This is a genomic window from Fundicoccus sp. Sow4_D5 (assembly GCF_052116365.1).
Taxonomy (GTDB): Bacteria; Bacillota; Bacilli; order Lactobacillales; family Aerococcaceae; genus Fundicoccus.
In genome coordinates, this window is the sequence record NZ_JBQKLF010000014.1 from 1 (window position 1) to 22,904 (window position 22,904).

Annotated in this window: 19 protein-coding genes; 15 read left to right on the top strand and 4 right to left on the bottom strand. The window is 42.4% G+C overall.

Features of this window, described 5'->3' with window-relative positions:
* Positions 1 to 465: 465 nt before the first annotated feature.
* From ACTQ45_RS12460 to ACTQ45_RS12470, 3 genes are all read right to left on the bottom strand, one after another.
* Positions 466 to 1,239, bottom strand: a complete 774-nt coding sequence (locus tag ACTQ45_RS12460; protein ID WP_441763946.1) for a thermonuclease family protein — start codon at positions 1,237 to 1,239, stop codon at positions 466 to 468.
* Positions 1,240 to 1,337: 98 nt separating this feature from the next.
* Positions 1,338 to 2,324, bottom strand: a complete 987-nt coding sequence (locus ACTQ45_RS12465) for a VOC family protein (RefSeq protein ID WP_441763947.1) — start codon at positions 2,322 to 2,324, stop codon at positions 1,338 to 1,340.
* 77 nt (positions 2,325 to 2,401) lie between these two features.
* Positions 2,402 to 3,262 carry a VOC family protein gene (locus tag ACTQ45_RS12470; protein WP_441751387.1) on the bottom strand — a complete coding sequence of 287 codons (861 nt, stop codon included), beginning with the start codon at positions 3,260 to 3,262 and terminating at the stop codon, positions 2,402 to 2,404.
* Between the two features lie 252 nt (positions 3,263 to 3,514).
* Here ACTQ45_RS12470 and ACTQ45_RS12475 point away from each other — a divergent pair, with 252 nt between their 5' ends.
* From ACTQ45_RS12475 to ACTQ45_RS12520, 10 genes are all read left to right on the top strand, one after another.
* Positions 3,515 to 5,032: an FAD/NAD(P)-binding protein gene (locus ACTQ45_RS12475; protein WP_441763948.1), complete on the top strand. Its 1,518-nt coding sequence runs from the start codon at positions 3,515 to 3,517 to the stop codon at positions 5,030 to 5,032.
* Positions 5,033 to 5,114: 82 nt separating this feature from the next.
* Positions 5,115 to 5,672 (top strand): LemA family protein, encoded by a 558-nt coding sequence (locus ACTQ45_RS12480; RefSeq protein ID WP_441763958.1) that lies wholly within the window; start codon positions 5,115 to 5,117, stop codon positions 5,670 to 5,672.
* Positions 5,673 to 5,695: 23 nt separating this feature from the next.
* Positions 5,696 to 5,911, top strand: a complete 216-nt coding sequence (locus ACTQ45_RS12485; protein ID WP_441763949.1) for a hypothetical protein — start codon at positions 5,696 to 5,698, stop codon at positions 5,909 to 5,911.
* A gap of 564 nt (positions 5,912 to 6,475) precedes the next feature.
* Positions 6,476 to 7,237 carry a hypothetical protein gene (locus tag ACTQ45_RS12490; protein WP_441751383.1) on the top strand — a complete coding sequence of 254 codons (762 nt, stop codon included), beginning with the start codon at positions 6,476 to 6,478 and terminating at the stop codon, positions 7,235 to 7,237.
* 18 nt (positions 7,238 to 7,255) lie between these two features.
* The gene (locus ACTQ45_RS12495) at positions 7,256 to 8,338 is read left to right on the top strand and encodes a D-alanine--D-alanine ligase (protein WP_441751381.1); all 1,083 of its coding nucleotides are present in this window, start codon (positions 7,256 to 7,258) and stop codon (positions 8,336 to 8,338) included.
* A gap of 121 nt (positions 8,339 to 8,459) precedes the next feature.
* On the top strand, positions 8,460 to 9,863 hold the full coding sequence (locus ACTQ45_RS12500; protein WP_441751379.1) for a UDP-N-acetylmuramoyl-tripeptide--D-alanyl-D-alanine ligase: 1,404 nt from the start codon (positions 8,460 to 8,462) through the stop codon (positions 9,861 to 9,863).
* A gap of 413 nt (positions 9,864 to 10,276) precedes the next feature.
* On the top strand, positions 10,277 to 11,902 hold the full coding sequence (locus ACTQ45_RS12505) for a DEAD/DEAH box helicase (RefSeq protein WP_441751377.1): 1,626 nt from the start codon (positions 10,277 to 10,279) through the stop codon (positions 11,900 to 11,902).
* 30 nt (positions 11,903 to 11,932) lie between these two features.
* On the top strand, positions 11,933 to 12,331 hold the full coding sequence (gene acpS, locus ACTQ45_RS12510; protein WP_441751375.1) for a holo-ACP synthase: 399 nt from the start codon (positions 11,933 to 11,935) through the stop codon (positions 12,329 to 12,331).
* A 123-nt stretch (positions 12,332 to 12,454) separates the two neighbouring features.
* A complete protein-coding gene (alr, locus tag ACTQ45_RS12515) occupies positions 12,455 to 13,612 on the top strand; it encodes an alanine racemase (protein WP_441751373.1) in 1,158 nt (385 codons plus the stop codon).
* A gap of 1,281 nt (positions 13,613 to 14,893) precedes the next feature.
* Positions 14,894 to 15,544: an MBL fold metallo-hydrolase gene (locus tag ACTQ45_RS12520; RefSeq protein WP_441751371.1), complete on the top strand. Its 651-nt coding sequence runs from the start codon at positions 14,894 to 14,896 to the stop codon at positions 15,542 to 15,544.
* 379 nt (positions 15,545 to 15,923) lie between these two features.
* Here the strand turns inward: ACTQ45_RS12520 and cbpA are convergent, their stop codons facing one another.
* Entirely contained in the window at positions 15,924 to 16,559 is a 636-nt protein-coding gene (gene cbpA / locus ACTQ45_RS12525) for a cyclic di-AMP binding protein CbpA (protein ID WP_441751369.1), read from the bottom strand.
* A gap of 248 nt (positions 16,560 to 16,807) precedes the next feature.
* On the opposite strand from cbpA, the gene ACTQ45_RS12530 reads away from it, so the two are divergent.
* The 5 genes from ACTQ45_RS12530 to yycF all read left to right on the top strand — a co-directional run bounded on the left by ACTQ45_RS12530 (position 16,808) and on the right by yycF (position 22,892).
* Positions 16,808 to 18,199: a hemolysin family protein gene (locus ACTQ45_RS12530; protein WP_441751367.1), complete on the top strand. Its 1,392-nt coding sequence runs from the start codon at positions 16,808 to 16,810 to the stop codon at positions 18,197 to 18,199.
* Positions 18,200 to 18,338: 139 nt separating this feature from the next.
* Positions 18,339 to 19,025 carry an O-methyltransferase gene (locus ACTQ45_RS12535; protein ID WP_441751365.1) on the top strand — a complete coding sequence of 229 codons (687 nt, stop codon included), beginning with the start codon at positions 18,339 to 18,341 and terminating at the stop codon, positions 19,023 to 19,025.
* Positions 19,015 to 19,860: a Cof-type HAD-IIB family hydrolase gene (locus ACTQ45_RS12540; RefSeq protein WP_441763950.1), complete on the top strand. Its 846-nt coding sequence runs from the start codon at positions 19,015 to 19,017 to the stop codon at positions 19,858 to 19,860. The genes ACTQ45_RS12535 and ACTQ45_RS12540 overlap by 11 nt, the downstream gene beginning before the upstream one ends.
* A gap of 78 nt (positions 19,861 to 19,938) precedes the next feature.
* Complete coding sequence (locus ACTQ45_RS12545) at positions 19,939 to 21,327, top strand: L,D-transpeptidase family protein (RefSeq protein WP_441751362.1); 1,389 nt, start codon at positions 19,939 to 19,941, stop codon at positions 21,325 to 21,327.
* 857 nt (positions 21,328 to 22,184) lie between these two features.
* Entirely contained in the window at positions 22,185 to 22,892 is a 708-nt protein-coding gene (gene yycF / locus ACTQ45_RS12550) for a response regulator YycF (RefSeq protein WP_441751360.1), read from the top strand.
* Positions 22,893 to 22,904 lie beyond the last annotated feature (12 nt).

Below are 22,904 nucleotides of genomic sequence, written 5' to 3' on the forward strand. Positions count from 1 at the left end.
AATTGTCCCACTCGCCATCTGAGTGGTCACGTTAAAGTTTTAATTGTCCCACTCAAATCCCGAGTGGGACAATTAAAACCTAAACATCACCTATAGCGTGTAAAATCAAAGATTTACTTGAGCATAAAAGGGCTGAAATCACCCAAATACCTTCCAAATTCATTCTAATTGTCCCACTCGCCATCTGAGTGGTCATGTTAAAGTTTTAATTGTCCCACTCAAATCCCGAGTGGGACAATTAAAACCTAAACATCACCTATAGCGTGTAAAATCAATGGTCTACTTGAGCATAAAAGGGCTGAAATCACCTAAATCCTCTCTAAATTCATTCGAATTGTCCCACTCGCCATCTGAGTGGTCACGTTAAAGTTTTAATTGTCCCACTCAAATCCCGAGTGGGACAATTCCCCCCCAAAAAAAAAGCCTCCGATCCATCAAAAGATAGATCGGGCGACAAGTATACTTTTATTTCTCATAACCACATAAATCATAACCTTGAGCCATTGCCTCTTCTAAAGTTAAAGCTTCCACCGAGGCAGCCTTCTTCAAGCCGCGACAACGTTCATCCAAATGGTATTTGGTGCCAGACAAGGGCGCGATATAAACAGTTTGATAATCAGCTGAATCGCTAGAAGTTGAATTATCGCCGCCGCCTTCAAACTGGTTGGCCACCGCATTCGCCGAATCGCCGTCATCCAAGGATTCAAAAGCACTCGGCAAGCCCCACAAACCTTGGCGTTCAACTTGGGCAAAGTCTTTAGCTTCATCCAAGAACTCCAAGTAGCGTGTGTTGGGTGGGTAAATGTAAGTGACATCGGCCAAGCCTTCAGCGGCCAGCACTTCCTGCACTAAGACATCATCCGCCCAAACGTAAACTAGATCGCGCTGGTATTTGTCTAAACGCGAACCGATATCGTATTCCAAGTAAATCTGATCGGCATCCTCCAACAATTCGCTAACGCGTGCCTTTGCTTCGTCGGATAAAGGTTGCTTGCCCGTTTTAGGGTGTCGTAATTCAGGCGTATCGATTAATAGAAAGCGCGCCTTGACCTCACGCGAATCTTCCGTCAAGAAATAAGCGGTATCCCCATCGACAACTTTGACCAAGTCAACTTCAAACAAAGCAGCCATGTCAAAAGCTTCTGCTTGCCACTCGTATGACGACGGTACGTCTTCGGCCAAGCCAATCCCTAACGGCCACACGAGCCACAACATGAGTCCTATCAATAATCGTTTCATTGCCCACCTCCTCTTCTATCCTAACCTTTTTCTTACGCAAAATCTACTGGACAAAATAGGAAAAAGACCGCCATGGCGGTCTTAAAAGCGTGCGTTAGTTACTTGCGGATAATGACTGATAAGCCCGAATTATCCAGTAGACTTAATTCCTGATCATTTTCTTCATAACTAATATCGCCAGCGTCAAGTTGTTCCATAATATAAGCGATATCGTCAGATGAGCTTGCTTGCCAAATGGTAGCGCGTAAACCTTGAAGGCCAGCGCTTGGAGCAGGAGCATGTTCGCTTGTCCAACTATTGGTCCCCAGGTAGTGATGGTAATCGCCCGTCGCAAAGAAGGCAGTATCGCTCGTTGGAGCTGAGCTTTGAGCTAAGCCTAAAACTTCGCCGTAAAACCATTCCGACTCCTCAATGTTATTGACGCTCAAATGGAAATGTCCCATCGTAACGCCTTCACCAAAGCCGGTAACGTCCTGGCTTCTTTGAAGCAGATAGGGCGTGATATCTAAGGCCTCATTGCCACCTTGCGTGTAGCCAAATTCATCGATTTGCCACGAGCCGGTCGGCGTGTCTAGGTAAATTTCAATACTATTGCCTTCAATGTCACCTAGATAGGCGGCCTTACTGAAACCATGATCGGAATAGCCATGCATGGGGGCTTTGTTTTCAAGTAGGTGGGCCAGGGTCGTGCCGAACTCGACTTCGGAATCGAATAAGAAAGCCCCATGATATAAGCCACTTGTCTGGCTAGTTCTTGGGGCGGTAGCTGGGAAAATTTCTAAGAGAATCTCGCCGGCTGCGTTACCTAAAGCATAATAGTCAGCTGCCTCGTCGGCTTCAACTAAGTGCATCCCAAGTAAATGGATATAAAAATCTGCCAGAATACTCGGTTTCATCGCATTGAGTTGGTAGCCTACAGGTGTGAGGGCAGTTTCTTGTGCCTGTCTTTGGGCGTGTTCTTCTGCGCTTAAGTCTAGCACCGTACTAGCGTGTGCGAAGGGAACGCTCGTTTGCGCAAAGACGTGGGTAATGGGTAGAAAAGAAAGTAGTACTAGGCTGAGCAGTCTTCTTCTAATGTGTGTCATATGGACTCCTTCTAAATAAAGGCAGTCAGCCGGCCTTGTCAAGGACAGGGTCGGCTAAATGCGTGTGGGATGAGGTTCTATTTTGTTAAACGAACGATGGTGGTTAAACCAGAGTTGTCTTTGAATGTTAGTTCGGTGCCTGAGTTGTCGTAGGCGATGTTGTTGGCGTCTAAGCGTTCGATTACGTAGTCGTAGTCTGCTTGGTTACCTTGCCAGATTGAGGCGCGGAGGCCTTGTTGGTCCAGGCTGGCTGGTCCTGGTAGGTTGCGGCCTTTCCATAGGTTGGCGCCTAGGTGGTGGTGGTAGTCGCCGGATGCCATGAAGATGGCTTGTCCCATTGGGAATTTGAAACCTAGGCCCAGAACGTCAAGGAAAAAGTCGCGTGACGCGTCGATGTCACCTACGTGTAAGTGGATGTGGCCCATGGTTGTGCCATTTGGCATGCCGTCAAATTCTGGGCGGGCATTTTTAACGACTGCTTCGACGTCCATTTGTTCGACGATGCCTGCGATGTGGCCGTCTTCGTGGATGTCCCATTCACTTGTGTCTTTATCGACGTAGATTTCGATGCCGTTGCCTTCTGGATCGTCCATGTAAAGGGCATTACTGTAGCCATGGTTTGACGCGCCAGTTAATGGTACTTCATTTTTCACAAAGTGCATGAGGATTGTTCCTAAGTCAGCCATCGTGGGTAATAGAAAGGCCATGTGGTAAAGACCGGTTGCTTTGATTTCTTCGCGACTTGATGTTTGGAAGATTTCTAATAGGACCTTTTGGTCTGGCGTTCCCAGTGCGTAGTAGCCTTCTTTAGTTTCAATCGGTGTTAGGCCGATCACTTGCTCGTAGTAAGCAGCTAAGTTGGCTGAGTCGAGAGCGTTAATTTGGATGGCGCTGGTGATTAGATTGGTTTTTGCTTGAGTCAATGGATTCAATGTCATAGTAATTCCTCCGTTAAAGTTTTTTATGTGTAGGTGTTAAATTTATCATTCAAACGAACATTATAATGATAACGCTAATGCATGACAGTGTCAACAAATAAATCCAATGAATTCGAAATAATAATCTTTTGGGGGAAACAGATTCAGACAGAACGTGGTAAAATAAGGGGACAGTTTATAAAAGACAAAGAATCATAATTCATTGGACAAAATAGCTAAGTCAAATAGTTGGCTAGATAAAGGGGTTTTCGTATGAAGGAAAAAATAGCGGTGATTGGGATGGGCGTCAGTGGAGCAGGTGTCTTATTGGCGTATGCCAAGGAGTTGCCGCATTATCCGGCGGCTGAAGTGGAATTGGTATGTTTCGACTCGTCTGAAAGTTTTGGGCGAGGCAAGCCCTTTCGCGAGCAGTCGGTACACGCTTTGAATAATTCGCGGAGTCATACGATTAGTTATGATTTTGAAGACGAAGAGGATTTCGTTAATTGGTTAAAGATAGAAGGTCTGGAAGTACCGGAGTTTACCAGTCGCAAATTATTTGGCGATTATTTGAATGCTCGCACGCAAGCATTAGTCAGTGAGTTAGGAGCAAGCGTCATCGAGACGAAAGTGACGGCTGTCAAATGGTTGCCGGCTAGTCGCCAATGGCAGCTTCAGTTGTCGGCTGATGCCGATGGGCTTGAAGACGTTCGGGCTGAGGATTTGCTTTTTGACCGCCTGCATTTGTGTTGCGGCGAATTGCCGGCAGCTGATTATTATGACTTAAAAGGTCAGCCACATTATATTCATGAGCCCTATCCTCTAGCAGCCTTGAAGGAAGGGCCGAAGCCGGGCGACTCGGTGGCGGTGATTGGGACAGGCTTGTCGGCTTTGGACGTTTACAAATACCTATATGATGAATTGGGGATTCGCGAACTGAAGCTGTTTTCGCGTTCAAATTATTTTCCGAGCGTGCGGGGACAAGCGGACTCGCCTTATCAATGTAAGATTTTAACGGAAGAGAATGTGCGAGTATCTATCAAGCAGCAAGAGGGACGGTTTAGTTTTGAGAACTTCGAAAACTTATTGAAGGCGGAGTTGGCACAATTGGGGATTGACCTGACTTATTTTATAGAGACATTTTTTCGACGAGGAATCGAAGGGGTGTTAGTTTCCTACCATAATCCAGATCTAGTGAGTTTGATGCAACAGGTGATGTTGCAAGCGGCGATTATTCTAACGGAAGGTTGGGCGGCGATGAATGAAAGTGACCGCCAGCAATTTAATGAACGCTATGATAAGTTATTGGTTGCTTTTCGTAATCCGATGCCGCATGCTTCAGCGGTTGAATTATTAGAGGGCGTGAGAAATAAAGAGATTACTATCTTATGGGATGTGTCAATCATTGAAGCATGTCAAAGGCCAAGTGAGTTGACGCCAGAGGGGGTAGAGCCTTATTTTGTCCTCGGGCTGGGTGAGGGTGACGCGGATGTGGTGGTTGATTGGGTGGTGAATGCGACGGGCATGGACTTGGCGATGCGCGATCTTGAGGGCTATGATTTGCTGGAGCGTTTAGTCGATCAGCGTTTGGTGCAAGTCGATTCTGCGGGTGGTTTGAGTGTGAATGTTGAGTCGCTGAATCTGATTTCGCCGCGTTATGGTGAGTGGGCTAGTTTACATGGTCATGGGATGTTAGTGGGCGGTGCGATTTATCAGAATAATTCTACTTTTAAGATTCAAGGTCAGGCGCAACGGTTGGTGAGGCGTCTTTTAGCTCAGGCTGAAGTTTAATTTGGCTTAATATTTCACATTATCTTTAGAATCGATTATACTTGAATTAACAAGGTAAGTAAGAAAGGTGGAAAACATCATGATGATCGCACTAATTGGACTCGGAGTCCTGTTGATTTTAGCTTTTGCATGGATTTCAATTTATAATAGTCTTGTAAAACTTCGTACTTGGGCAGAAGGTAGCTTTAGTCAAATCGACGTTCAACTACAAAGACGTAATGACTTGATTCCTAATATCGTGGAAACGGTCAAAGGTTATGCAAGCCATGAACGTGAAACTCTTGAAGCTGTTGTCACTGCTCGTCAACAAATTGTGAACCTGCCGGCTGACGCTTCTCCTGAGCAAAAGAATGCCATGTCAAATGAGTTATCGGGTGCTCTTTCACGTTTACTAGCGGTTGCTGAGGCGTATCCAGATTTGAAGGCCAACACAAACTTCCAAGAACTTCAAAGAACTTTGGAAGATACAGAGAACAAAATTGCAACGTCGCGTCAATTGTATAACTCAAGTATTCAGCAATACAATGAACGTGTGCAAACTGTTCCTACAAATATTGTGGCGGGTGTTCATGGTTTTACAGTTAAACCTTATTTGGAAACACCAGATGCTGCTCGTCAAGCACCACAAGTTCAATTCTAAGCTTGGATTGTTTCTCGATTTGAATGGGACGTCAAAAGGATTATATCTGTAATGAATTAGAAGGCGCCAGTCCGTGGAAAGTGAGCGGGTTGGGGCTTTTTTTGGTTTGCTTGGGGCTGTTTGACGGCCACCAAAGTAAGCAGTGTAAAAGGCTAAAAGAAAAAACGTCAGCCACGATGGGTTTGACGATTTTACAAGGGCAGCAGCTAGCTTCTATCAACGTGAGCCTGGGCGAGTAACACTGCGGGTTTTCTTTGGGGGAAGAAGGAGAGGTTACATATTTAGAGTGAAATTAATTGCTGGTAGCAAAAGACGCAAGAAAGCAGGTTTAGGTTTGTGTATGACGCAAGGAAATTTACCTCGTTGCCTCCTCGACCTGCCGCCCACACGCGCATAAATGACGTTATCATGACATTATGGCGATATTCCCCACAAAGGACCTAGCTTCCTATATAATAGTATTGATGGGCGTTTACACTGTCGTTGAACTGTAATATATTTCCGTAGACAAGGTCTTTAAATTAGTCTTTAAAAAGAGTAAAATGAGGGCTAATGATAATTTGAGCTTTTTATGGGAATCATGACTCACAAAAATGACGCTTTTTTTTTATGGGGGACTCATAAAGGAAGCGTCGCTCGATTTTTGCGGGGCGTCAGACGTGCTCAAAGCCAGATAGCTACACGCCAAGCTTTATAAAAGAAAGCATTAGTATTTACCAAGTAGCGATAGAAAAGCTGGTTTCAAACTGCCAGCTGGCTTAAGGCCCTATTGTATCCAGAGTGAAAGAGGAAGGAGGAAAGAAATGAGTCGAATTAACTTGTATGTGCATTATGATTCGGTAACGAACCATATTATGACGCGTGCAATTTCTTTACGGAGTTCGGATTTTAATGAGCAGTACATGCCGACCCATTTGATTTTAGGTGAAACGCCGCCGGAGTTTGGCCGTTATGATGCGCAGACGAACTTTAAAATTTTACGTGGCCAGACGGAAGTTTACGATTATATGGAAATTTGTCGTAAGGAGAATATTCGGATGTCCAATTGGGTTGATTTTGAGAGTATCGAGTTGATGCATCAATTATCGCCAACGGAAATTTCTGAGCTGTTGTATTTGTTTCATGCGCATAAGACGCTGAGATCAGCATTCTTCTATAAGTTACAGAATAACTATGTCTTTCTAACCTTGCCAAATGGTTTAAATAAGATGTATTATCGACACGTTACTCATTTCTATCCTCGTTTTCAACGAGTGATTCAAGAGGAGACGACTGAGCTTATGAATGAAAGAAAGTCGCGCTTTTTTGGACGTAAAGAAGTTGTCGCAAGTTTGCCGATGGAGGTAGTGGAGCAGTTGAGTCCTCTATTTGCGAGTGGTATTAAAATAAATTATTCGCAAGCTGAACAAAGAGAAAACAGCTGGCGAATTCCATTAATGATTATTGAAGATGAATTAACTCTTTTGTCACAAAATCAAGTCTTGAACGAGGCAGTCGGCAGCTTAGTTTATGACACACAGAGTAAAGAGTGGACGTTAGAGTTGCATGTTGACTTGGAAAGTTAGAATTGGGAGGATTAAAGAATGAAAATCACGCTATTATACGGAGGGCAAAGTGCCGAGCACGAAATTTCAATTATTTCTGCTCACAATATTTGCCAGGCAATTATGTACAAGTATTATCAAGTACAGCCGATTTATATTACAAAAGAAGGGCAATGGCTAAAAGCACCTTTGCTTGAACAGCCAAGCGACAGCGTGGAACAATTGACGCTTCAAGCAAGCGAGACGGCCTATTGGGCTCAATCATCTGATGAGACATCACGTGGCGTCGTGATTAACCCGGGTGCTATCAAAGTTGAGGACGAAGAGACAATCGTTTTTCCAATTTTACACGGTCCAAATGGTGAAGATGGCACGATTCAAGGCTTCCTTGAAGTGCTAGACGTTCCTTATGTAGGAGCGGGCGTTACGGCGAGTGCCAATGGTATGGATAAAATTATTAGTAAACGTTTATTTGACAACAGCAATATTCCACAAGTGCCTTATGTGGCTTTCGATCAAAGAGAGTGGCGCGAAAGTTCTGAGGAATGGATTCAGAAATGTGAAGGCAGCTTGTTATATCCATTATTTGTCAAACCCGCTAATATGGGCTCAAGTGTTGGCATTAATAAAGTACATGACCGTGAGCAATTGGCGGCAGCCATCGAAACAGCTCTTCGTTTTGACCGCCGGATTTTAGTGGAACAAGGGATTTCAGCCGATGAGTGTGAAGTCGCAGTTCTGGGGAATGATGACGCGCATGTCAGTTTAGTCGGCAAATTACTCAAAGAAGTGGATTTTTACGATTACAACGAAAAATATGTCAACAACAGTGTTCATAAGCAGATACCTGCTGACTTACCAGAAGCTGTTTCTGAGAAGATTCAAGAGTATGCGCTTCAAGCTTACCGTGCAATTGACGGCAGCGGCTTGTCACGTGTGGATTTCTTTGTCACAAGCAGCTACGACGTCTATATTAATGAAATCAATACTATGCCAGGTTTTACACCATACAGTATGTATCCAAGCTTGTGGCAAGCAACTGGCCTAGAAGCCCGCGATTTAATTGAAGAATTATTACAATTAGCACTGCGTCGCTACAATGCCAAGAAAGCCCTAAGATAATTAAAGAAAAAACAGGGAAAATAGCCTCACAGTGGAACGTACCCTATTTTGCCATTGTAGTGAGAGGGCTGTTTAATGGGCGAATAATAGAATGAATGAAAGATATTAGGTGGGAAAACGAATGAAAGCTATTAAGTTAATGGATGTTGTGAAACAGGTTCAAGCAATCGATTATACAGCTAAGGACCGATCGATTTCAGTTGAAAATGTTGAATTTGATGCGCGTCGTATTAAGCCAGGAGGCTTATTTATCCCCTTAGTTGGCGGAACGACAGACGGCCACAGTTATATTCAACAAGCGATTGATAATGGAGCAGTAGCGACATTATGGTCAGGCGACCAAGCAGAGGCACCTTCCGATCAATTAGCAGTCGTATTTGTTGATGATACATTGGAAGCTTTCCAAAAATTAGCCGCTTATTATCGCAAGCTAATTAATCCAGTAGTGATTGGGATTACTGGCAGTAACGGTAAAACGACAACCAAAGATATGACGGCTTCAACCTTGAAAGCCAAATACATCGTCCATAAAACAGAAGGTAATTATAATAACGAGATTGGCTTGCCCTATACTTTATTACATATGCCTGAAGACACACAAGTGTGTGTGGTTGAAATGGGAATGAGCGCTTTCGGTGAGATTGAATTATTATCCAAGATTGCTAAGCCAGATATCGCAGTCGTGACTTTAATTGGAGAAAGCCATCTTGAGTTTTTAGGCAGTCGTGCAGGGATTGCGCGAGCAAAGCTAGAAATTTTAAATGGTTTGAAGGAGAATGGCATCTTTATTTATCCAGCCAATGAAGCCTTGATTGAAACAGAAATGCCAGAGATTGAGTTTCCAATTTATATGCGCAGCTTTGGTTTCGATGAGCATGCGGATGTTTTTGCTTATAACTTGGTTGAAGAACCGGATAAAACCTATTTCAAAACCAATATTGACGAGAATGTCATCAGCATGATACCAGTGATTGGCGCTTATAATGTATCAAACGCGCTGATTGCTTTAAGTATTGCAGAAGTATTAGATGTGCCAAGTGAACAAGCAATTTTCCAATTGGCTCAATTTAAATTAACAGCCAACCGCCTACAATGGTTGAAAACCCATCAAGGGGCACGTTTACTAAATGATGCTTACAATGCGAGCCCAACGTCGATGCATGCGATTTTAACTACTTTATCAAATATTACGTTAGAAGGGGTCGAACGTAAAGTGGCTGTTTTAGGAGATATCCGTGAGTTGGGTAATGATAGCGAGCAGTTTCACCGTGAACTCAGCAGCTCAATTCATCCAGAAGCCATCGATAAAGTATACTTGTTTGGCCCTCAAATGGCTTACCTATATGAAGAGTTACAATCTAAATTTACGCTAGACCAACTCGTTTATATCGAAAGTAGACACGAAGAGTTGATTCAAGCATTAGAAGAAGATACCCGTCCTACCGATGTTTTACTTGTGAAATCAAGCTTCGGCGTTAATCTATTACAAGTTGTTACAGCTTTGACTGGACAAGTGACTAAATAATTGTTAAGATACAGTTCTATGTTTGATGGAAGTATTCAAACATGTTACACTATTATAGAAGTTAACAAAGTATCATTTAGTCATCCAATTATTAAAATTGCACCTTGACCGCATGACGCTCTACAAAGCCTTGGCTTAGTAGTCCTTTGTCATCGCGGTTTTTTCGTTGAGAGCGAAAGACCCTGCAGATTGTTTATCAATCATATTTTGCATTAAGTGGGTTGAATATTTGTATTAGAAGCGCGGAGATTGAGGCAGCATCTAGTACACGTCAGTTATGACTTTTGTCATAACCGTAAGCATCGAGTTGATGCATCACTCTCCTTGTGAGAGATATAGTCGGACTGAATCACACTTCTAATAACTTTTATTGTCGTAAATCAAAGAAAACACAGAAGAGGAAGAATAATATATTGAAATTTTCAGAATTAGCTATAAATAAAGACTTACTTAAATCCCTAACAGACATGGGCTTTGAGGAACCAACACCGATCCAACAACAATCAGTTCCTGTTGCATTAGAGGGCAAAGATTTAATCGGTCAAGCGCAAACAGGTACAGGTAAAACTGCTGCTTTTGGTTTGCCAATGTTAAATAAAATCGATAACAGTGAAAAATCTATTCAAGGTTTAGTCATTGCACCCACTCGTGAATTAGCCATTCAAGTACAAGAGGAGCTATTCCGTATTGGTAAAGAGCAAAGAGCTCGCGTTTACGTTGTTTACGGTGGTTCACCAATTGGTAAACAAATCGAACGTATCAAACGTAACCAACCACAAATCATCGTTGGTACGCCAGGTCGTCTATTAGACTTAATTAAACGTAAAGTCTTAAAATTAGACCAATTACAAACATTAGTATTAGACGAAGCAGACGAAATGTTAAACATGGGCTTCATCGAAGACATCAAGTCAATCGTTGAACAAACACCAGACACTCGTCAAACGTTATTATTCTCTGCAACAATGCCTCCGGCGATCAAAGCTTTAGGAAAACAATTCTTAAAAGAGCCTACGCATGTTAAAGTTGAAGCGAAACAAATGACAGCTGATTTAATTGAACAACACTTTGTTAAATGTCGTGATGACGAGAAATTCGACATCTTCACACGTTTATTAGATGTTCAAAACCCAACACAATCAATTGTGTTCTGTCGTACGAAAAAACGTGTTGACGAAGTCGGACACGGTTTATCGTTACGTGGTTTCAACGCTGAATTAATTCACGGTGACATCACGCAACAAAAACGTATGAGCGTTATCAACGCTTTCCGTCGTGGCGAAATTGAAATCTTAGTAGCAACTGACGTTGCTGCACGTGGATTAGATATTTCAGGCGTGACTCACGTTTACAACTACGATATTACTCAAGATCCAGAAAGCTATGTTCACCGTATCGGTCGTACGGGTCGTGCTGGTAAAGAAGGTATGTCAGTCACTTTCGTGACACCAAACGAAATGTCTTACTTACGTTCAATTGAGACAATGACCACTAAACAAATGAAACCTTTAGCGCCACCTTCTGATAAAGAAGCGCGTCAAGGACAACTACAACAATTAATCGACCAATTAAATGATAAATTAGCTTCAGAAGATATCGAAAACTTCCGTAACTCAGCTAAATTATTATTAAATCATTACGAAGTAAATGACTTAGTTTCTGCTTTATTAAGCGAAATCATCTCAGACAACTCTTCTGTAAATGTTCAAATCTCACCACAACGACCATTACCAGGATCTGGTGGCAAACAAGGTAATAACCGTTCACGCGGACGCAACAACCGCTCAGGTGGCGGTGGTGGAAAACGTTACGGCGACCGTGAAGGTCGTGGAAGCCGTGAAGGACGCTCAAGTCGTGATGGCCGCGGCAGTCGTGAAGGACGTACAGGAGCAAGCAGTAGCGAACGCCGTGACCGTCGTGATCGTCCAGACCGCGATAAACGTGCAAGCAGCAGTGATCGCCCAAACCGTGATAACCGCAAACAAACTGCAAGCAAAACAAACAAAAGTTTTTCAATCAAAAAAAATAAAGACAACTAATTTTTAATTATTTGAAAGGGTGACGGTGAAATGCGCGTAGGTACCGATATTATTGAAATCGATCGAATCCGACAAGCCGTTGAACGTCAACCGCGTTTTCCTGAAAAAGTGTTAACAGCCGCTGAATTGAAATTGTATGAGGCCTTCCGTGAGGAGCGCCGCATGAGTTTCCTCGCTGGCCGTTTTAGCGTCAAAGAAGCTTACGGTAAAGCGATGGGGACCGGCATTGGCCGTATCAGTTTTACAGATATCTCGATTCTACCTAATGATATGGGGGCGCCTATCTTGGTGTCAGCACCATTAGTTGATAATGTTCACTTATCGATCAGTCATAGTCGAGATTACGCAACAGCGACGGTGATAGTAGACTTACTAGAGGAAGCGATTGAAACAGCTCTGCAAGAATTTTTCGAAAACAAATATAATTAATTTAGCGTCAATTAAAGCAGTCACCTCGAGTGACTGCTTTATTTATTTGACTAGAAGTTGTAAAATGAATAACAGTAAAGATTCATATTAATAGATGGAAATAGAATACGAGGAGATAAATTCATGTTTGAACCTAGTGAACATCGTCCAACCGAGGCGATTGTCGATTTAAATGCGATTCAACACAATGTGCGTGTTATGTTAGATTTAATGGACGAAGACCAAAAACTTTATGCAGTTGTTAAAGCTAATGGCTACGGACATGGGGCCCCGCAAGTGGCTGAAGCGGCTTTAGCTGCAGGAGCCAAAGGCTTGGCTGTTGCAACGGTAGACGAAGCGATTGAATTACGACAACACGGTCATCGTTTTGTCCCGATTTTAGTGATGGGCTTAACTGATCCACGTGGGATTGCAGAAATTATTTACTACAATTTAACAGTCACAGTCAGTGGCTTGGATTTCTTCGAGAAGGCTTATCAACAATTAGCAGAAACTAACCATCTGTCAATTTTAGACGATGCTAACTTACGTTTCCATTTGAAATTAGACACAGGCATGGGGCGCATCGGCTTAACGACTGTAGAGGAAATTACAGCTTTTGCCGATGCAGTCAGCGAGATAGCTTGGTTGGACTGGGAAGGCGTCTTCACTCACTTTGCAACAGCAGGTGGCGGACCAGAAGACTATATCGATTATCAATGGGAACAGTGGTTAAAGCTATCAGCGGCCGTACCGGAAAACGTGAAGGTTCGTCATTATGCGAACTCAGCTATGGGTTTATGGTATCCACGTGAACCTAAGTCAGATATTGTTCGCTATGGTATTGCGATGTATGGTGTGGATCCTAAAGACCAGTTGCCATCGGCAACGAAAGTGAGTTTAAAACCAGTTCTTTCGATTGTTTCTGAAATCGTTCATGTAAAGAAAGTTCCAGCGGGCAAACATATTAGCTATGGTGCGACCTACTGTGCAGATGAAGACCAATGGATCGCCACTGTACCAATCGGCTATGCTGATGGTTGGTTACGTCGTTTTAAAGACACACCTGTCCTTGTAGACGGCCAAGCCTGTCCGGTTGTCGGCACAATCAACATGGATCAATTAATGGTTCACTTACCTGCTGAATACCCAATTGGTACGACAGTTACTTTATTAGGCCAAGACGGCGCTCTGGAGAACCATGTGTCGAATCTTGCTAAAGTCACTGATACAATCGGTTACGAGATTCTATGTGGCATCGGTGGGCGTGTCCCACGTATTTATTTAACTGACGAAACTTAAGCAGTATTTGGTTTTGGCGAGTAGGTGCTAACTGGTGAGTTAAGCTAGCGATAAAGCTATTACAGATTAACTATGAAGGTAAGTGCCGAGCGGTTCGAAAGAATCTGCTTGGCGCTTATTTTTTTAGCGCAAAGATTATCGATGTTTCATTGGGAATCATTTGCTTGGCGACCTTGGGTTGATGGGGTTAACGCCACATGGCTATTTAGCGACCTTGGATTTGCGGGGTTAATACCACGTGTTTTTTTAGCGACGTTGAATTGGCAGGGTTAACACCACGTGTTTTTTTAGCGACGTTGAATTAGCAGGGTTAACACCACGTGGTTTTTTATCGACGTTGAGTTGGCAGGTTTAACCCCACGTGTTTTTTTAGCGACGTTGAATTAGCAGGGTTAACCCCACGTGTTTTTTTAGCGACGTTGAATTAGCAGGGTTAACCCCACGTGGTTTTTTATCGACGTTGAGTTGGCGGGTTTAACCCCACGTGGTTTTTCAGCGACGTTGAATTAGCAGGGTTAACCCCACGTGGTTTTTTAGCGACATTGAATTAACGGGGTTAACCCCACGTGTTTTTTTAGCGACGTTGAATTGGCGGGTTTAACCCCACGTGATTTTTTAGCGACGTTGAATTAGCGGGTTTAACCCCACGTGGTTTTTTAGCGACATTGAATTGGCAGGGTTAACACCACCTGGTTTTTTAGCGACGTTGAATTAGCAGAGTTAACCCCACGTGGTTTTTTAGCGAGGTTGAATTAGCAAGGTTAACCCCACGTGGTTTTTCAGCGACGTTGAATTAGCGGGTTTAACCCCACGTGGTTTTTTAGCGACGTTGAATTACCAGGGTTAACCCCACGTGTTTTTTTAGCGACGTTGAATTAGCGGGTTTAACCCCACGTGGTTTTTAAGTGACAGGGCTAATGCCATGTGCTTACAGAATGGCGTGCAGTTAGCCTTTCAGTCCCAAACTCGTATAATTTTGAGCCATCTATTTAACCATCAATACCAGCGGAGTCATTCACCTGCGGTTCACGACGATTTTATAAAGAGCCAGTGCTTTTATATAAATAGTCACGAACGTAGTGAAGTGACACCGCCTTTCTTTTTTGCAAGATGGTCGCGTGGTTATAAGTGGACTAACAGCGTACTATCATAGAGGGTTTAGATGTCTCAATTTCACCGACACATCGACTTACTTGCCCAAAAGGATGTGGAATCAAGTATAATAGAATAGAAGACTGGCCAATAGAACGATCATAAGTCTGAGAAGAAAGGAGGTAGATTATGTTAGAAATTTATGGAATGACTTTAGGACCGATTCAAGAAAATACTTATGTCCTAGTGGACCAAGAAAGCCATCAGGCATTGATTTTTGATCCAGGTGATGAGGCAGAGCGCGTGATTTCATGGATACGCAAGCAAGGGTTAGAGCCTTTAGCGATTCTGTTGACGCACACTCATTCAGATCATATCGGCGCGCTTGATGAAGTGCGTGAGGCATTTAACATCGAAGTATACGTACACGAGAACGAAGCGACTTGGTTAGCAGATCCAGAGAAAAACTTGTCAGCAATCCAACCTTTTGGTGAGGTGCGCATGCGTGAAGCAGAAAATATTTGGACGGATAAAGATATGGGCATACAAACTATTGGACCCTTCAGTTTCAAAGTCGCACATGTTCCAGGGCACAGTCCAGGTCATGTGGTTTATATTTTCGAGGAGGCTCAAATCGTCGTAGTCGGAGATGCGGTATTCCAAGGCTCAATTGGCCGTACAGACTTACCAGGTGGGGATTATGCGACCTTAATGGGCGCTATTGCGCGTGAAATTTTAGTATTACCTGATGCTTATCAACTATTTCCAGGCCATGGGGGATTGACAACAGTAGGTGCTGAAAAGGCGAGCAATCCATTCTTTGACGTCTTTCGTCGCTAGAAGTGATTAAATTTCTGTAAGCATAAATAGTAGAAGAAAAAAACACGATTCTCTTTATGTCCTGGCGGCAATTTTTTCGTCCAGAATATAAAGTTATCGTGTTTTTCACCCGTAATATGGCGATTATTTTCTAAAAAAACGTACCGTTAGATGACAGGTTCTCTTAGCGTTCACTCGGAACGTGTGGCGTGATGACAAGTTCTTTTAGCCATCCTCAAAGCAAAATGAACCTCTGAGTGCTCACCTATCAGTAAGTGAGCACTCAAAAGCTTCAAATTTGTGTCATTATGGCACTAGCTGACTGACAATCGGCAGGATGTTCATATCCTTGCCACACCATGGCGTGACAAGTCCTAATCAGGCCTGTATCTTATATAGTCTATTTCACTCGGTAGTGACGTGTTTGATAGCCGCGCTTATTTAAGTCACGCACTAAAGCGTTCAGTTTGATTTGATCTAAGTCGTTTGGTAAAACGAAATTGATACTAGCGTAAGTGTTCGTGTCTGCTTCATCTAGGGTCATCAAAGAATTAATCTCTGAGTAGCGGTGGATAATTTTGAGTAGGCGTTCGTACTCGCCTTTTTTACCAATCGTGCGAACATTAATAACATGACCTGCTGTTTGCATGGACCATGCTTGAGCAAAGTAACGTGTCATAGCGTTGTGACTAATGGTTCCTAAGAAAGTATTCTGCTCATTAAGCACGGCTATATAAGGTAAGTCGGACATTGCAAAAAACAGACCATAAATCGAATCGGTATCATGCACTATTTTAGTAGTGTTCTTTAGGAAATGAGTGACCGGGATTTTATTTAAGTCTGCCTCTGGATTGTTAAATTTATATTGGTAAATGTGATAACGGTAAATATTACCGCGAAATAATGTGTTGCTCCCATCAAGGACTGGAGCCAAGCGTGCTCCTTCTTTTTCGAGAATTGCGACCGCATCTGCGCAATTCATGGTCTCGGGGATGCATGTTAAATGATTCTTATGGATCAAGAGTTCATTAATCATTTAAGAAACTGCTCCTTTAATATCTATTCTTCTAGCGTTCTTATTTTAACAAAGAATTAACGCAGAAGCAATGTTTTCTCATTGTTTTTTAATGTAAAATTCGCTTAAGACGCTAAAGAATCGTCAATAAAGTGAATAAGTTGAAAGAAATTGCACAATCTTATTGCTTTTTGTCAATATATTTTTTATATTTAAAGTAGTAACTTTTTTTAAAAATATAACTTTATCACAAGGGAGAGAAAAATATCATGGACTCCTCGGGGAATTCATTATTGGGTCAACTATTAATAATATTCATATTAACCTTAATTAACGCCTTTTTCGCATCAGCGGAATTAGCGTTTGTATCTGTCAATCAATCTAAAATGCGTGGCTTAGCTGAAGAAGGAAACAAAAAAGCTTTAAGAGTTTTAGACCTACTTGAAAAGTCAGATGACTTCTTGTCAACCATTCAAGTAGCAATCACCTTAGCGGGTTTCCTATCGAGTGCTTCTGCATCAGCAAGTTTTGCAAGTTTAATTGCAGACTGGTTACCGACCTTTCCCGGAGCAGAACAAGCAGCGATTATAATCGTAACGCTTATTCTATCATATGTGACACTCGTCTTTGGTGAACTTTATCCAAAACAATTGGCTCTACAAATGCCTGACGAAATTGCCATGGCAACAAGTGGGGTCATTAAAATTGTCCAAAAACTATTCAGACCATTCGTCAAATTATTATCATTTTCGATTGGTCTATTGAAAAAAATCACGCCAATTGACTTTACCGCTAGAGAAGAAAGTTTCACACGTGATGAAATGAAAGTCTTGTTAGCAGAAACACGTAAAAGTGGCGCAATCGATGTTGCAGAATTTTCAATGTTACAAGGGGTCTTATCATTAGATTCTAAATTAGCTCGTGAGGTAATGGTCCCGCGAACTGATACCCAAATGGTCGATATCGAAGATAATTACGATGAGATTATGCACGAATTACTAACCAGTCCATTCTCGAGAATACCGATTTACCGTGAAGACAAAGATAATGTAATCAGCGTCATCCATGTCAAAAGTTTATTGAAAGCTGCGCGTGAAGAAGGTTTCGAGAATATTGATTTACTGTCTATTTCAAGCGAACCCTTATTTGTTCCTTCAACCATTTATATTGATGACTTATTGGTTGAATTTAAACGAGAACAAACCCATATGGCGATCTTACGCGATGAATATGGTGGTGTAGAAGGAATTGTAACCTTAGAAGACTTAATTGAAGAGATTGTCGGAGACATCGAAGATGAAACGGATGTGAACTCATCTAGCTCGGTTCGTAAGATTGATGACAATAACTATTACATTAAAGGTGGTACACCGATCGATAAGTTTAATCAATACTTTCAACTCGATTTGGAATCAGACGAAGTCGATACGATGGCAGGGCTGATCATCGAACATATCGGCTATATGCCGGACGATGACGAGAAGGTGTCTGTTCGAGCGCAAGAGTATGTCTTAACGACGAGCCATGTCGAAAACGGCCGAATACGTGGGATTCATGTGGCTCACGACGAAGAACGAGCGCTTCATACGGAATTTGACTTCAGTGATGAAGACATGAGCATGTATGATCAATTAAATCTGATTGAAGATGAGGAAGATTAATAGCCCAATCAGTCAGTACCCAATCAAATAAACAAGGCAGAGTGAACATCAGAAACGACAGTCTCTAATGTTCACTTTTTTAATACCACACTAACAGATAACAAAAAAAGGAACGACAGTAAGAAGGAGAATATAAAACATGTTAAACGAAATGATGCATCGCCCAGTCGTGATGCCAGAATTAGTCGAATTTATGCGAAATGGTCAACAGAAATTCCCAGGCGTCTTGGGAGAAATTGAAGCCTATGCGAATGAATTGGGAATTCCAGTCATTCCGCACGAAACAGCCAAGTTTATTGACTTTTTCTGTGCCACTGTTGAACCAAAAGATATTCTAGAAATCGGAACGGCAATTGGTTTTTCAGCCAGTTTAATGGCGCAACATTTACAAACAGACGGCCACTTAACGACGATTGACCGTTATGCCAAAATGTATGAACGAGCCAAAGCTAACTTCAAGCGTATGGGCTTAGAAGAAAGAGTGACACTAATTGAAGGGGACGCTGCGGATGTGTTACCAACATTAGAAGCGGCGGCATACGATTTAATTTTCATGGACAGTGCCAAAGCGAAGTACATTGAGTTTTACCCACAATGCCTACGGGTCTTAAAAACAGGAGGCGTCTTAATTATTGATGATGTTTTCCAAGCGGGGACAATTCTAGAAGACGAAAAGAATATTCCAAAGCGTGTCAGAACCATTCACCGCAAGCTGAATGAATTAATGGATACGGTCTTAAATGACCCCATCCACCGTTCATGTTTAGTACCTTTAGGCGATGGTTTATTAATGGTAAGAAAGGAAGTGGGTCAAGATGACGCATAAAGATATTAAGCTAGTAGCCATTGATTTAGATGGTACCTTGTTAACGGATGATAAACAATTACCTCAAGCGAATATTGACGCCATTCACCAAGCGATTCAAGCAGGTGTTCAAGTCGTTATTTGTACCGGTCGAACGTTACCGGGTGTGCGTGAGATTATGGCGCAGTTACCATTTGATGGCGAAGATGATTTTCTGATTCTTCAAAACGGTTCTGTGACTCACCGCTTGCACGACCTTGAAATTGTTGACCAAGTGACTTTATCTAGAGAAGCGCGTGAAGTTTTAATGGATTTTGCACGTGTTTTTGATGAAGAAGGGGCTCAATTAGTTGCCTTTGACCAAGAAGGCATGATGCTCGTTAGTCAATATGAAGCCAACAAGCTTGTCGTTAGTGACTCAAAAGCGTTGAGCACACCCATTACACCTTTCACGGCCGATGAGTTTTTAGCTTTCGAAAGCTTTAATAAAGCCATGGTTTTAGCTGAACCAGAAATTCTTGACGCTATGAAGGAGCGTCTGCCAAGCGAGTTGTTTGAACATTATTCGACGGTTCGTAGTCAACCAATTATTGCAGAGTTTCTAGTGAAGGGCGTATCGAAAGCGTCGAGCTTGAAAAATTTAGCTAAGTGTTTAGATATCGAAGCCGAGCATGTGATGGCCATTGGAGACCAACTGAATGATTTAGAGATGATTCAATGGGCTGGCCTTGGTGTTGCCATGGGCAATGCCGTCGCTCGCATTAAAGAGGTTGCCGATGTGGTGACTGGATCCAATGAGGATGCGGGTGTTGCTCAAGCGATTGAAAAGCATATTCTATCAAAGGGAAAAGCTTAATAGAATATTTATAGATTCTTCATAATTGTATGCTAAAATGCTTATTTGAATAGGAAAAAAATACACGGTGGTGGAAATATGAAAAAAGCACTAATTATTGTGCTCTTAACGATTGTAGTCCTTGGGCTCGGTTATGGCGCTGGTATCGGCTTTTACGCTGAAAAGTTTCAGGCGAACACGAGTTTTGGGAATATTGATATTAGTAATTTATCTTTGGCTGAGGCGCAAGAACGGATTGAAGCAGACATTAATCAACAAACTGTAACGATTACAGAAAACGGTAAGGGATTAGGGACGTTTTCAATGGCTGATTTGAATGCTCAAGTGAATACGCAAGCTTTCTTGGAAGCTTCATATAATAATCAAGATCCGATGCTTTGGTTGACGGGTTTCTTCGATTCGGTTGAGTACGATAATGTGTTAATGAATCACATTCGTATTGATGATCTTGCAATTGAAAATGCTTTAGCTGAGGTTGGAATCTCGAATGAAGGGCGAATTATTGCTCAAGATGCTTATATTGATTACGGTGAAGGACGCGGTTATTTCGTGGTACCTGAGGAAACCGGTACTCAGTTAGATATCGAGAAGATTAAGGAGTTAGTTGTGTCGGGTATTCAGAGTGGGTCTTCGACTATTGAAATCAACGAGAGCTATCTGCAACCTGAAGTAACAACTGAAGATGAGAAAATCACGTCGGTAATGAATCAGATTGATCAAGTATCGAACACGAAAATTACGCTAACGATTGCCGGAAAAGAAGAAGTGATTGCGAAAGAAACTGTTTTGGAGTGGATGTATTTCGATAGTAATAACGAAGTAGTCTTCGATCAGAATATGATTTACGAATGGCTCGGTACTTTAAATGAAAAGTATGCGACGTTCGATGATGTTCGTCAGTTCTCAAGTACCCTTCAAGGAACGGTTGAAGTGCCTGCAGGAACGTTAGGTTGGTCGATTGATCGAGAAACTGAAACACAGAATATCGCGGCAGATTTATATGCTGGAGTCGATGTAACGCGTGAACCTGCTATTGTAGGGACGGGTTATGCAAACTCTTTAGAAGGTGAAAGTGATATCGGCAATAGTTATGTTGAAGTCGATATGACAAACCAAATGATGTATGTTTACGTGGATGGTGCACGAGTGATAGAAACACCAATCGTTACAGGTCAAATAGGTACCTCTACGGTTGCAGGCGCCTATTCAGTCTGGAACAAAGAAACAGATACAGATTTAAAAGGCTTTAATGCTCATACAGGTGTTGATTATGTACAACCCGTTTCTTTCTGGATTCCTTTTGACGATACAGGTCAAGGGATTCACGATGCCAATTGGCAACCAGCCTTTGGTGGAGAGGTTTATAAAACCAGTGGTTCTCTAGGCTGTATCAACACGCCACCAGGTGTAATGCCACAAGTGTTTGAACATGTCACATTGGGTATGCCAGTAATTGTCTTCTCTTAAGAGCGGCATGTAATGGTTTATGAGTTGGTGTGAAGCGGCTGGCTGTTGCTAGGCTTGAAAGTCGAGCGTCATGGACCGGCCTCTAGCGCCAATTTAAAAAGAATAGTAGACAGAGGTCTGGATCATAACCGTTTAGGTTAGGCCGGACCTCTATTTTTGGTTTTTATAGGATGGTGAGGACGTGTGAGAAGAGCGACCGGGCCAATCGGCTAGATGCTAGTCAGCGAGCTTTTCTAGCCGGGACGTACAGGCGGAATGGATAGGCCACCTAAGCGAGCCATCTGCCACCTAACTCTTGCTCACCAAGCCCTCCAGAGCCAAAGGTGCCGTTCAGTTCGCCTCACGACGACTAAAGACACTCTCTTTTAATCGCCGTGAGTCGGCCGACGAACGACGCTGCTGGCTCTTAGGTTCTTTAGAAGCGAGCTGGAAAGGGAAACGTTCGCGAGAGTTTGGTAAGAACTATTTTGCCAGGAGTGAGTCAATCATTTAAAGAAAAGCATAATATTGAGTGAGTATTTTGACTATTGGTTTCTAAACGGTATAATATGAATGATATAGATAAATTATTTACTTATGTGTGTCGCATCTTTTTTTATGTTGCAGTTGCCGAGCGAGAGGCTTGAAAACTGCTCCCCAATCAGTAAACCAAAGTGCCAGTACTCATGTACGCGCACGTCAAACGGGAAGTTCGACAGAATCTATCAAAGAACGGCAAATGGCCGGAAATGTGTCCGGCAAATTTGAGATGGAAAGCTTGTTAGCTACCTGGATTTTAAGAAGAATTTAGTTATGCCTACGCCGTGAGCGCGTAGGCAGTAGAAGACTCGAAAGAGTACAAAGGAGCGAAATTAATAATGAAACACATTTTAGTCGTTGACGATGAAAAGCCGATTTCAGATATTATTGTCTTCAATTTAAAGAATGAAGGTTATGAAGTAACTACAGCGTTTGATGGTGATGAAGCCATTGAACAATTTGAGAAAGTGCAACCGAATCTAGTGATTTTAGATTTAATGTTACCGAAGATGGACGGTCTAGAAGTATGTCGCGAAATCCGTAAAACGAGTGCGGTGCCGATTATTATGCTGACAGCTAAAGATTCAGAAATTGATAAAGTATTAGGCTTGGAATTAGGTGCCGATGATTATGTCACGAAGCCATTTTCAAACCGTGAATTAGTTGCACGTGTGAAAGCTAACTTACGTCGCAATGCTTTACGCGATGCTAGCCAAGATGAGTTGCCGAACGAAATTGTCGTAGGCGATTTAATCGTTCACCAAGATGCCTATGTGGTATCAAAACGTGGTGAAGAAGTTGAATTGACTCACCGTGAATTTGAACTGATTCATTACTTAGCTAAGCATATTGGCCAAGTAATGACGCGTGAGCACCTGTTAGAAACCGTTTGGGGTTACGATTATTTCGGTGACGTTCGAACAGTTGACGTAACGATTCGTCGTCTACGTGAAAAAATTGAAGACCAACCGAGCCATCCAGTGTACATTGTGACACGTCGCGGCGTTGGTTACTTCTTGAAGAATCCAGAACAAGATCAAACATAATAGGAGTGTATG